The sequence below is a fragment of the Pseudomonas farsensis genome, from assembly GCF_014268805.2.
Lineage (GTDB): Bacteria > Pseudomonadota > Gammaproteobacteria > Pseudomonadales > Pseudomonadaceae > Aquipseudomonas > Aquipseudomonas farsensis.
Genome location: NZ_JABWRF020000001.1, coordinates 437648 through 450080, shown reverse-complemented (window position 1 = coordinate 450080; position 12433 = coordinate 437648). Strand labels below are relative to the sequence as shown.

The window sequence follows — 12433 nt, the reverse complement described above, 5'->3', positions numbered from 1 at the left end:
GCACGGTGCATCTGCGCGTCGCCTCCTTTATAGTGCCCAGCATGATCAAAGACCCCTTCGAACGACTCGGCCTGGACCGCGAAGTCCTCACCGTCAGCCAGCTCAACGGCCGCGCCCGGGTGCTGCTGGAAGATGTGTTCCGCAGTGTCTGGGTGGAAGGCGAGATTTCCAACCTCGCCCGCCCGGCCTCCGGCCACCTGTATTTCACCCTCAAGGACAGCGGCGCGCAGATCCGCTGTGCGCTGTTCCGCCAGAACGCCGCCCGTGTGCGCCAGGCGCTGCGTGATGGCCTGGCGGTACGGGTGCGTGGGCGGGTTTCGTTATTCGAGGGCCGTGGCGACTATCAGTTGATCGTCGACAGCGTCGAGCCTGCCGGCGACGGCGCGCTGCGCCTGGCGTTCGAAGCGCTGAAAGAAAAGCTCAGCGCCGAGGGCTTGTTCAGCACCGAGCGCAAGCGGCCATTGCCTGCCCACCCGCAGCGCATCGGCATCATCACCTCGCCCACCGGGGCGGTGATTCGCGACATCATCAGCGTGTTCCGCCGCCGCGCGCCGCAGGTCGAGTTGAACCTCATTCCCACTGCGGTGCAGGGCCGCGAAGCCATCCGGCAGATCGTCCAGGCCCTGCAAATGGCCGACCGGCAAGGCTTCGATGCGCTGATTCTGGCGCGCGGCGGTGGCTCGCTGGAAGACCTCTGGTGCTTCAACGAAGAAGCCGTAGCCCGCGCTGTAGCGGCCTGCGTCACCCCGATAGTCAGCGCCGTCGGCCACGAAACCGACGTTTCGATCAGTGACTTTGTCGCCGACGTGCGTGCCCCCACGCCATCGGCTGCTGCCGAACTGCTGGCGCCCGACAGCAGCGGCCTGCAACAGCGCCTCGACAGCCTGCAGCGGCGCCTGCTGCTGCGCATCCAGAACCGCCTGTTGCACGACCGCCTGCGCGTCGATGGCCTGGCCCGGCGCCTGCGCCACCCCGGCGAGCGGTTGCGCCAGCAGGCGCAGCGTCTTGACGACCTGGACATGCGCCTGCGCCGGGCCTTCGCCCAGGACCTCAAGCAGCGCCACGACCGCCTCGGCCGGCTCGACATGCGCCTGGCCGCGCAGCATCCAGGGCGCAACCTGACCCTGCTCAGGCAGCGCCTGGACGCCCTCGGCGAGCGGTTGCCACGGGCCATGCGCGAGCTGCTCAAAGACCGCCGCCAGCGCTTTCAAGCGCAACTGCAAACCCTGCAAGTGGTCAGCCCCTTGGCCACCTTGGCGCGCGGCTACAGCATCCTGCTCGACGAGCACGGCCAGGCGGTGCGCAGCGCGGCGCAAACGCACAATGGCCAGCGCCTGACGGCGCGCCTTAACGAAGGCGAACTCAAGGTGCGTGTCGAAGACAACCACCAGACCCCGGTCACCCTTTCGCTACTGGACTGACACATGCCCCGTCTCTTTGCCTCCCTGCTGGCCTTCGCCCTGCTGCTGCCACTCAGTGCTGCCCAGGCCAGCTATATCACCCGCGCCCTGAACAAGCCGGTGCCCGGCGGCGTTGCCGTGGTCGACCTGGGCCCGGCGGCCAGCGCCCCCAGTGCCCGTTTTGATGGCAAGCCGGTGCTGGTGGTCAAGGAGCAGGACACCTGGCTTGCAATCGTCGGTATCCCGTTGACGCAAAAAACCGGCGCTGCGGTGCTGACACAGGGCGGCCGTTCGCTGCCGTTCACCGTTGGCAGCAAGAAATACCCCGAGCAGCACATCACCTTGAAGAACACGCGCCAGGTCAACCCGAACCCTGATGACCTCAAGCGCATCGACCGGGAGCTGGCCGAGCAGATCAAGGCCTACCGTAGTTTCAGCCCCGCGCTGCCCAGTAACCTGATCCTCGACAAGCCGGTCAACGGGCCGCTGTCGAGCAAGTTCGGCGTGCGCCGTTTCTTCAATGGCGAGGAGCGCAACCCGCACGCCGGCCTGGACTTCGCGGTGCCCGCAGGCACGCCGATCAAGACCCCGGCCAATGGCAAAGTGATGCTGGTGGGCGACTACTTCTTCAATGGCCGCACCGTGTTCGTCGACCATGGCCAAGGTTTTATCAGCATGTTCTGCCATATGTCGAAGATCGACGTGAAGCCCGGCCAGGTGCTGCGCCGTGGCGATGTGGTAGGGCGCGTGGGCTCGACCGGCCGTGCCACCGGGCCGCACATGCACTGGAACGTCAGCCTGAATGATGCGCGGGTCGACCCGGCGATTTTCATTGGGGCATTCCAGCCCTGATTGACCAGCGCGGGGCCCGGGGTTTTCCAGTGGGCGCAGGCTTGCCCCGCGATTTGCGCAATCAAAAAGCATCAAGCAACGAGCAATCAACAAAACCCATAAAGCAGACATAAAATCTCGCATAAATAGCTTTTTTAAGCATTTATCTCAATTTTTCCGCAGTGCTTGCCATCCCTCACCCCACTGGTTAGGGTTGAGCACATGAAAACCTCCAGCACCCTCATCCTGCTCCGACAACATCGCAGCCTCAACCTGGTCAGCGCACGACTACCAGGCTGAATCCCGCCGCCCCGCCTTTCATCTCGTTTTGCCCGGCAGGCCCGATTCAGGCCGCACACAAAAGGATTGCTTCCATGACCATGCTCAAAGACCCGTCGAAGAAATACCGCGCCTTCCCCACCATCGACCTGCCAGACCGCACCTGGCCGTCCAAGGCCATCACCGAGGCGCCAATCTGGTGCAGCTCAGACCTGCGTGATGGCAACCAGTCGCTGATCGAGCCGATGGATGCAGAGAAGAAACTGCGGTTCTGGAAGACGCTGGTCCAAGTGGGCGTGAAAGAAATCGAAGCTTCGTTCCCGTCGGCCTCGCAAACCGACTTCGACTTCGTGCGTACCCTGATCGAAGACGGCCACATCCCTGACGACACCACCATCCAGGTGCTCACCCAGGCCCGTGAAGACCTGATTGCCCGCACCTTCGAGTCGCTGCGCGGGGCCAAGAAGGCCATCGTCCACCTGTACAACGCCACCTGCCCGTCGTTCCGCCGCATTGTCTTCAACCAGGACAAGCAAGGCGTCAAGGACATCGCCGTCAACGCCGCCAAGCTGTTCGTCAAGTACGCAGCACAGCAGCCAGAAACCCAGTGGACGTTCCAGTACTCGCCAGAAACCTTCAGCGCCACCGAGCTTGAGTTCGCCAAAGAGGTGTGTGACGCGGTGATCGAGGTGTGGAACCCGACCCCGGACCACAAGATCATCCTCAACCTGCCGGCTACCGTTGAAGTGGCCACGCCGAACGTCTACGCCGACCAGATCGAGTGGTTCTGCCGCAACGTCAGCCGCCGCGACAGCGTGATCATCAGCCTGCACTGCCACAACGACCGTGGCACCGGCATCGCTGCCACCGAGCTGGGCCTGATGGCCGGTGCCGACCGCGCCGAAGGCTGCCTGTTCGGCAACGGCGAGCGTACCGGCAACGTCGACCTGGTGACCTTGGCGCTGAACCTCTACACCCAAGGCATCGACCCACAACTGGACTTCTCCGACATCGACGGCGTGCGCAAGGTAGTCGAGGAGTGCAACCAGTTGCCGGTGCACCCGCGTCACCCGTACGTGGGCGACCTGGTCCACACCGCATTCTCTGGCTCCCATCAGGACGCCATTCGCAAAGGCCTCACCAAGCAGCAAGAAGGCGAGCTGTGGGAAGTGCCGTACCTGCCGATCGACCCGGCCGACATCGGCCGCAGCTACGAGGCGGTCATCCGCGTCAACAGCCAGTCGGGCAAAGGCGGCATCACCTACCTGCTCGAACAGGAATACGGCATCAGCCTGCCGCGCCGCATGCAGATCGAATTCAGCCAGGTGGTACAGGGTGAAACCGACCGCCTGGGCCTGGAAATGACCGCCCAGCAAATCTACAAGCTGCTGCACAAGGAATACCTGCAGGCCAACGCCCCGTACGCCCTGGTCAGCCATCGCCTGCAAGAAGAAAACGGCAGCAGCAAGGTGGAAGTGGAAGTGGCCGGTGAAGGCGAAACCAACCTGCACTGGCACGGCAAGGGCAACGGCGCCCTGGAAGCGCTGGCCGCCTGCATGCCGGTAGCTGTGGAAATCATGGACTACAACGAGCACGCCATTGGCGCCGGCACCAACGCCAAGGCTGCGGCCTACATCGAGCTGCGCGTTGCCGGTGGCCGCCCGGTGCATGGCGTGGGCATCGATGAAAACATCACCACGGCAAGCTTCAAGGCGCTGTTCAGTGCCCTGAACCGCTCGCTGAGCCAGGAAGAGGCGAAAGCCGCCTAAGGCCAGCCCCTGTGCAAAAGCCCGCAGCGATGCGGGCTTTTTTGTGCGCGCAGGCTTTGTCGCCAAGGCCATCATTTTGCCGCGCAGACTGGATATACTGCGCCAGCCCTTCCCCCCCTCATGCAAGGACACCCATGAGCCACCTGCAGGACTGCACCCGATGAGTGTTTCGCTGAGCGAACAGATCGGTGCCATGGCCCTGGTCGATCAGCTTCGCCATCGCGAGATGGAAATCCAGGAGCACCTCGACCTGCCGCAACGCCGCGCCGAAGTGGCCGAGCGCATCCGCACCTATTACCAGAACAGCAGCATCAGCTTTGACGACGCGCAGATAGAAGAAGGCGTGCACCAGTTCTTCTCGCGCCGGCTAATGTTCGAAGCCCCGCCCCTGGGCCGCGTGCAACGCCTGCTGGTGCGCCTGATCATGGCCCGCCGCAAGCTGCTGAGCTGGGCCGGCGCCGCGCTGCTGACAGCACTGCTGAGCCTGGGTAGCTTCGCCCTGATGGAGCGGCGTCAGAACCTCATGGTGGAGCAGAACGCGCACCAGTTGATCCTCGACAGCCGCAGCTTGCAAAACGACATCACCCTCCAGCGCCAGCGCCTTGAGCAGGTGCGGGCACGCCTCAAAGCCAAGCCGCAGGCGCTGGTGGCAGACCTGGCCGAGAAGATCGAGCTCAGGCTGCCCAAGGCCTTGCCTGCGCCCATCGAGCTGCCGGCGTCGATCGACCGCGACAACCGCGGCCCGCTCAAGGCCCGCATCAGCCAGGCGCAGGCCGAGCTGAACGCTGCGCGCGAGAACGTCACTTCCGCGACCCGCCGCTTGAACCGAGTGGACAGCGTCTACGCGAGCCTGGACTACCAGCAGCAAGTACTCACCCGCCTCGACGCCATGCCGCTGTCCGCCGCCGATCGCAAACTACTGCTCGCCTGGAACACAGAAGCCAGCAACGACATCGCCGCGCTACGCCTGAAAAAAGCCAACGCTACCCTCAATGTACTCAAGGACTACCTTGATTATGCTGCGCGCCCGCTGAGCATCGAGCTGGTTGATCGGCCCGGGGTCAAGTCCGGGGTCGAGCGCTGCTACGAGGCGGCCGGGTGCAGCAAGAACAGCACCCGCGGCAAGAGCTGGTACCTGGTGGTCGAGCCGCTCGACGCCACGGGCAAGCCGACGAGGATGCCGGTTACCAGCGTGGAAACCGGCCAGACCCAGTGGGCCGACCTGTTCGCCGTACGCGTCAGCCGCGAGGAATATCTCAAGGTGCGCCAGGACAAGCTCGACGACGGCCATATCAGCGAGCGGATGATGGGCAACAAACCGGCCAACAGCCTGATGCCCCTCTTCAATCAACGCACCAGCAGTATCCCTGACATGATCCTGGAGTGGTAAGCCCATGACCCCGAGCGCACTCTTTCGCGCCCTCGAAGACAACTCGCGCCAGGCCGAACAGCAACTGCGCGAGGCTGAGCAAGCGCTGTATGAAGGGTCCGAGCAACAGGCCCGGCTGGAACAGCGGATAGCCTCCAGGCTAGGCGATATCGTCAGCCTGCAACTGCAGGACACCGCCGCCTTGGATGAACGCTCCCGCCAGCAGCTGGAGCAACGCGAGCAGGCCCAGGCCGCACTGCTGCAGACCTTGGAGCAGGCCGAGCGGATCATCGGCAATACGCTGACCAAGCACTATGCCCTGCGCCAGGACATCGCCAAGCTGGATGCCCAGGCCCAGGAGCACCTTGAACAAGACCCGGCCTCGCGCCAGTTGCTCAGCCAGCTCGAAGCCGCCCAACAGGCCGAACAGAGCGCCCACAGCGGCTACCAGGAAATTCGCGATGAATGCGCGAGCAAGTTGCAAGGCTACGCCGGCAACCCGCTGTACGCGTTCCTCAAAGCCCGCCACTACGGCACCCAACACTACCGCCCCTACCCACTGCAGCGCCCGCTGGACAACTACCTGGCCCGGCGCGTCGACTTTCATGCCAACCTGGCCAATGAGCAGATGCTGCTGGCCATGCAGGCACGCAACGAATCGTTGCGCCCGGCCCGCAGCACGCTGCGCGAGCAACTCGAGGCCCAATACCAACCACTACTGGAGCAGGCCCGCCAGTTGTTCGGCATGCCAAAACTGCAAGCCGAGGAGCAGGTGCTAAGCACCCTGTTGAGCGAATCCAAGGTGCGCGCCGCGTCGCTGCAGGCACAGCTGACCGAGTTCGCCGAACAGCGCGACCCGTACCTGTCGAGCATTCGCCAAACCATCACCGAACGGCTCAAGGCTCGCCCCCTGGCCGAGCTCGTGGCCGCCGCCGCACAAACCCCGGACACCCGTGACGACGTGCTGGCAGCCGAGTTGCAGGTTTTGCACGCGCGCCTGGAAGACCTACGCAAGGGCCAGAAAACCCTGCAGAAGCGGGTAGCCAATCGCCGCTTGTACTACGAACGCGCCAAGGCCATCGAGCACGCCCTGCGCACCGAGCATTTCCAGGACGCTCGCCACGAGTACACGCTGCGCCACTCCATCGAGCAGATTCTCGGCGAATACATGCGCGGCGCTGCGGACCAAAAGGCGATTGAAAAAATACTCAATGAAGCCCGCGAATACGTGACGCCCCGCCACCGTGGCTCTACGCGCTCCTCAAGCTCGGACAGCTTAAGCAGCTCAAGCAGCTCAAGCAGCAGCAGCGGTTTCCGAACTACCAGCAGTTCCGGTGGTGGCGGGTTCCGCACTACCGACAGCTTCTAAGCCCATCCCATCCAGACACCTACTCATGCAAGGACTCCCATGAGCCAATACCTCGAACGCGCCCTCGAAGGCCTGCGCAAACTCGGCATTTCCTTCGGCCAGCCCGCGCAACCTGCGCCGGTACTGATGCTGCTGGACAAGGTCGCGCACTATGACAACCAGCGCATCGCCGGCATCGCCGCGGTGTTGCAGCAGGCGACGCTGTTCAACCAGACCGTGCGTGAACAGATCGCCGGCATGGACATCTCCGACCGCTACCTGAACATCACCGACAGCTTCACCTCGATTCGTGAAGATGCCGCGGCCATGGCGTCGTGGATGGATGACGGCCGCCTGGATACCCTCGAACGCCTGAAGATGGCCTGGATGCACATGGTCCGTGGCTCGATCCCGAGCCGCTTCGAGGACATCCGCAAGCACTACCTGGATGTCAGCCTGGCCGCCAGCGACCAGATCCGCCGCGAAAGCCTGATTCTTGAGTCGTACATGGATTTCCGCCTGGCGATGAAAACCGCCGAAGTGGACGCACAGCAAGTGCTGGCCCTGGCCGGCAACGCCCTGCAAGAGCGCACCCAGGCGCTGGACGCCGCCAACGCCAGCGTCGCGGCCGCCGAAGGTGCAGACCCCGCCAGCCGCGCCGCGCTGGAACTGAGCCGCGACGAAGCGGTACGGGCGCTGCAGAACGAAGACAAGAGCTACCAGATCGTCAAGGACATCGCCGATGACCTGCGCGTGGGCTACAACACCGCCGAGATGGTGTTTGCCCGCATCAGCCAGGTGCATGTGGTCAAGGAGCGCCAGTACCAGCGCATGGTGTCGTTCTTTGCCACCAACGAGGTAGTGCTCACCAGCCTGGCGGTGTCGTTCACGGCCAACCAGGGCATGGCCGAAGCCACCCACACCCTCAACGCCACCACCGACGGTATCAACAAGGGCCTGGAAGCCCTGGGCGAGTTGGGCAACAAGCAGCTGGGCGCGGCCATGAAAGCCAGCTACGGTTCGACCTTGCGGGTGGAGTCGGTGCGCGCGCTGGCCCAGGCTACCCTGGACTTCCAGAGCGACATGAAAGGCCTGACCGCCACCTACCGCGCCGAGTCGAGCAAAGCGGCACAGGAAATTGCCGACGCCGTCGAGGATGCCAAGCGCGCGTTCTCTGCACTGCTGACCAAAGCCGCGCAGTAACGCGCCGAGCTGAAAAAAGCTGACCGTGTAAGATTCCATGTTTTGCGCAAGCTAGTGCTGGCCTCATCGCAGGCTGGCGCCAGCTCCCACAGAGACCGAGCGCCGCAGCAATATTGAGGTCTGGCTCGGATTCCTGTTGGAGCTGGCGATAGCCTGCGATGAGGCCGGAACAAGCCTGCACATAACTGCGCCCCAAAACTTGGCGTGCTCAGAAACCCTGCCGGTTTTTTTGGCTGATCAGCGCGGTCAGTCCTGGGCGCCTGTGCTATCGCAGGCGGTGTAGTCGATAGACCACAGGCCTTCATTGGTTTCAGGGTCGTAACCTTTCATCAATGCAGCCTCCTGAATGTCTTCCCAGCTCAACATCGGCACGCAGTGCTCCGAAGACACCGGCACGAGGGTATCGGTGGCAATCGAGGTCATGAAGTAAAGGTCCACGCGATCCGGGTGCTCTTCTGTCGGCCGGGCAAGGGTCTTGGCGTACTTGAAAGACCCGGCATGGTCTGCGGCCGACGTGGCGCAGTGAGCATGGACGATGTGCAGTTGGTAGACGCTGAAACCACCCGGCCCCTCCACTTCCACTTTGTGGACGCGAGCATTGGACCCATGTATACCTTCAGTAACGCCGTTACGGACCCTGCCACTTTCGCCCATGACTTCGTTAAAGTCCTTCGCCTGCACTTTCTGAACGCGGGCATTCGACCCATGGATGCCTTCAGTAACGCCGTTGCGGACCCTGCCACTTTCGCCCATGAACGGGTTAAAGTCCTTGCCCAGCCCCACCTCGGTTTTCACGTTTGAGTAGAAGGCGTTGCTGTAGCCTTCGACTGCCGAAATTTCCTGCTGATGCTTGGCCTTGCCGGGCACCGTGATGGTTTCAACCTGGACCAGGTAGGCCATGACCGGCACGCTGTAGGTTGCCCAGCCTTGCCCACCGATTTGCACGTCAGCGCAGACGGTATCCGCGCTGATCCAACAGCCGGGAATTACACCGTTGGTGCTGCGGAACAGGTGATTTTCGATTTCGTCGGGGGTCTCAAGATGCTCGAAACCGGCAATGATGCGCTCTGCGTTGTTGCTCATGATCCAATGTCCTCTTGCTTGATCGGAATGGTAGTGACCGCCACCAATCTAGAGCGCAGGCGCCGGCGAGCGCAGAGGGACAGGCTGCCCTTGCCGCTGCAAAGGCAGTGAGCCGGCAAGCGGGCTTAACCGAGGACAAAAAAAGGGGCGCCGACCAAGCGCCCCACAAGCCGTGCAACACACAACGAAAACGATCAGTCCAGCAGTGCCATCGCCTCGGCGCTGCACGCCTCGATGCGCGCCCAGTCACCGTTCTTGATCCAACTGCTGTCGAGCATCCAGGTGCCGCCTACGCACATGACGTTGGGCAGGGCCATGTAGTTGCGTACATTGGCAGGGTTGACCCCGCCAGTTGGGCAGAAACGAATATCACCGAACGGGCCGCCAAACGCCTTGATCGCCGCCACGCCGCCGCTGATCTCGGCGGGGAACAGCTTGAAACGCCGGTAACCGAGGGCATAGCCCAGCATGATTTCCGATGGCGTGCTGATGCCGGGCAGCAGCGGGATATCGCTGTCCACCCCGGCCTGCAGAATGTCCGGGGTAATGCCGGGGGTGACCACGAACTGCGCCCCGGCCGCCTCGACAGCGGCGAACATGCTGCGGTCAAGCACCGTGCCGGCGCCGACGCACAGCTCTGGGCGCTGCTCACGCAGCACCTGGATGGCCTTGAGGCCGTGCTCGGAGCGCAGGGTGACTTCCAGGGTGCGGATGCCGCCTGCAGCCAGGGCATCGGCCAGCGGCAGGATGTCCTGCTCGCGGGCGATGGTGATCACCGGGAGGATCCGCGCCTTGGCGCAGATGGCATCGATACGGGCGGCTTTCTCGGCCATCGAGAGCAAAGGCTGTGGGCGTTCGAGGGTGGTCATGACAGTGGATCCTTGGCTCATGGGCACCAGTAGATGCTCAGGGGGTCGTGAAGAAAGGCGCGAATCGGCATTTCGGAAAGGTCGTCGCCTGCCAGCGCGGCGCGCAGGGTAGCGAGTTTGCCCGCCCCTTGCACGGCCAGCACGATCAGCCCGGCGCTGGCCAGCAGTGCGCGGGTCATCGACAGGCGCTGGTGCGGCACGCTTGGCGCCAGCATGGCCAGGCAGCGACGGCGATTGGCAAGGTCCAGGCCTTGGGCAAGGTTGGGGCTGGCCGGGAACAGCGAGGCGGTGTGGCCATCGTCGCCCATGCCCAACACCAGCACGTCGATAGGCGGCAAGCCCGCCAGAGCCTCATCAGCAAGCTCCGCCGCGATGCCCAGGCTGGCAGCAGGGTGATAAAGCCCGATAAAGCGCGCCTTGGCCGCAGCCCCCTTGAACAGATGACGCGCCAGCAGGCCGGCGTTGCTATCGGCGTGCTCAACTGGCACCCAGCGCTCATCAGCCAGGCTCACCGTGACCTTGGGCCAGTCCAGCGGCTGTTGCGCAAGGGCCTCCAGAAACGGCACCGGGCTACGCCCGCCGGACAACACCAGGCAGGCCTGGCCTTGGCTGGCAATCGCCTGGCGCAGGCTTTCGGCAACGTCCGTGGCCTGGGCCTGTGCCAATTGGCTGGCATTGGCCAACGCATGTACCGTCACGTTCGTCGGCAGTTGCAGTTCAGATATCGCCATACCAGGCCCTCCCATCTCGTGTAATCAATGCGATCGAGCTCATCGGCCCCCAGGAACCTGCCGCATAGGGCTTGGGCGCCTCACCGCTGTTTTTCCAGCCGGCTATCAGCTGGTCGCACCAGGTCCAGGCGTATTCGATCTCGTCCTTGCGCACAAACAGGTTCTGGTTGCCACGCATCACCTCCAGCAACAGGCGCTCGTAGGCATCCGGAATCCGCGCGCTGCGCCAGGTATCGGAGAAATTAAGTTGCAGCGGCCCGCTGCGCAGTTGCATGCCTTTGTCCAGGCCCTGCTCTTTGGTCATCACCCGCAGCGAGATGCCTTCGTCCGGTTGCAGGCGGATGATCAGCTTGTTGCCGATTTGCAAACGCTGTTCCGGGGCGAAGATGTAGTGCGGGGTTTCCTTGAAGTGGATGACGATCTGCGACAGTTTTTGCGGCATGCGCTTGCCGGTGCGCAGATAGAACGGCACCCCCGACCAGCGCCAGTTGCGGATGTCGGCGCGCAGGGCAACGAAGGTTTCGGTGTCGCTCTGGGCGTTGGCGTTGTCTTCTTCCAGGTAACCGGGCACCGGTTTGCCATCGCTGTAGCCAGCAATGTACTGACCACGCACCACACGGGTGCTCAGGCCTTCGCCGGTGATCGGTGCCAGTGCCTTGAGCACCTTGACCTTCTCGTCACGAATACTGTCGGCGGACAGGTCGCTCGGCGGGTCCATGGCAATCAGGCAGAGCAACTGCAACAGGTGGTTCTGGATCATGTCGCGCAGCTGGCCGGCCTTGTCGAAATAGCCCCAGCGGCCTTCGATGCCGACTTTCTCGGCCACGGTGATCTCCACATGGGAGATGGAATTCTGGTTCCACTGGGTTTCGAACAGGCTGTTGGCAAAGCGCAGGGCGATGAGGTTTTGCACCGTCTCTTTGCCCAGGTAATGGTCGATGCGGTAAACCCGGCTTTCGGGGAAGAACCGCGCCACCGCATCGTTGACCCGGCGTGACGACTCAAGGTCGTGGCCAATGGGTTTTTCCAGTACCACCCGGGTGCGCGCGGCCAGGCCAACCTTGTCGAGGTTCTCGCAGATCGCGCCGTACACCGCTGCGGCCGTGGCAAAGTAGGCAATCAGCGGCCCATCAGCCGGGGCTTGTGCGGCCAGGGCCTGGTAGCCCTCGGCCTCGACGAAGTCCAGGTGCAGGTAGTCCAGGCGCGCCAGAAAGCGGCCCAGCGAGGCGGCGTCGATATCGGCCTCGGGCACATGGCGGCGCAGGTGCGCCTCGATGTTGTCCAGATGCGCCTGCGCACTGCCGGCCTCGCGGGCCAAGGCCAGCAGACGGGTATCGGCGTGCAGCAAATTGGCGCGGTCCAGCTGGTAAAGCGCCGGAAACAGCTTGCGCAATGCCAGGTCGCCCAACGCGCCAAACAGGGCAAAGGTGCAAGGTTCTACACTGATCGCAACCATGATGTTGGTTCTTTTATAAAGTTAACCTAGGAATAACCCGTTCAACCCTGTTTTTCAAGGGCCAATGTAGTAAAAACAACAACATTACCCACGTA

General features: G+C 63.2%; 10 protein-coding genes. 6 read left to right on the top strand and 4 right to left on the bottom strand.

The window, feature by feature from the left end; translation table 11 throughout:
• Positions 1–41: 41 nt before the first annotated feature.
• From xseA to HU719_RS02025, 6 genes are all read left to right on the top strand, one after another.
• Positions 42–1421, top strand: a complete 1380-nt coding sequence (xseA, locus tag HU719_RS02050; RefSeq protein WP_186536209.1) for an exodeoxyribonuclease VII large subunit — start codon at positions 42–44, stop codon at positions 1419–1421.
• 3 nt (positions 1422–1424) lie between these two features.
• Complete coding sequence (locus HU719_RS02045; protein ID WP_186536210.1) at positions 1425–2252, top strand: peptidoglycan DD-metalloendopeptidase family protein; 828 nt, start codon at positions 1425–1427, stop codon at positions 2250–2252.
• A 353-nt stretch (positions 2253–2605) separates the two neighbouring features.
• Positions 2606–4279: a 2-isopropylmalate synthase gene (gene leuA, locus HU719_RS02040; protein WP_186536212.1), complete on the top strand. Its 1674-nt coding sequence runs from the start codon at positions 2606–2608 to the stop codon at positions 4277–4279.
• 160 nt (positions 4280–4439) lie between these two features.
• Complete coding sequence (locus tag HU719_RS02035) at positions 4440–5669, top strand: DUF6384 family protein (RefSeq protein WP_186536214.1); 1230 nt, start codon at positions 4440–4442, stop codon at positions 5667–5669.
• Positions 5670–5673: 4 nt separating this feature from the next.
• Positions 5674–7017, top strand: a complete 1344-nt coding sequence (locus tag HU719_RS02030; protein ID WP_186536215.1) for a coiled-coil domain-containing protein — start codon at positions 5674–5676, stop codon at positions 7015–7017.
• A gap of 39 nt (positions 7018–7056) precedes the next feature.
• Entirely contained in the window at positions 7057–8199 is a 1143-nt protein-coding gene (locus tag HU719_RS02025) for a merozoite surface protein 3b (protein WP_186522559.1), read from the top strand.
• A gap of 246 nt (positions 8200–8445) precedes the next feature.
• Here the strand turns inward: HU719_RS02025 and HU719_RS02020 are convergent, their stop codons facing one another.
• The 4 genes from HU719_RS02020 to zwf all read right to left on the bottom strand — a co-directional run bounded on the left by HU719_RS02020 (position 8446) and on the right by zwf (position 12338).
• Positions 8446–9282 (bottom strand): monalysin family beta-barrel pore-forming toxin, encoded by an 837-nt coding sequence (locus HU719_RS02020; protein WP_186536217.1) that lies wholly within the window; start codon positions 9280–9282, stop codon positions 8446–8448.
• Between the two features lie 194 nt (positions 9283–9476).
• Positions 9477–10151, bottom strand: a complete 675-nt coding sequence (locus HU719_RS02015; RefSeq protein WP_186520822.1) for a bifunctional 4-hydroxy-2-oxoglutarate aldolase/2-dehydro-3-deoxy-phosphogluconate aldolase — start codon at positions 10149–10151, stop codon at positions 9477–9479.
• A 17-nt stretch (positions 10152–10168) separates the two neighbouring features.
• Positions 10169–10882 carry a 6-phosphogluconolactonase gene (gene pgl / locus HU719_RS02010; RefSeq protein ID WP_186536219.1) on the bottom strand — a complete coding sequence of 238 codons (714 nt, stop codon included), beginning with the start codon at positions 10880–10882 and terminating at the stop codon, positions 10169–10171.
• Positions 10869–12338 carry a glucose-6-phosphate dehydrogenase gene (gene zwf, locus HU719_RS02005; protein ID WP_186536221.1) on the bottom strand — a complete coding sequence of 490 codons (1470 nt, stop codon included), beginning with the start codon at positions 12336–12338 and terminating at the stop codon, positions 10869–10871. The genes pgl and zwf overlap by 14 nt, the downstream gene beginning before the upstream one ends.
• Positions 12339–12433: the final 95 nt, after the last annotated feature.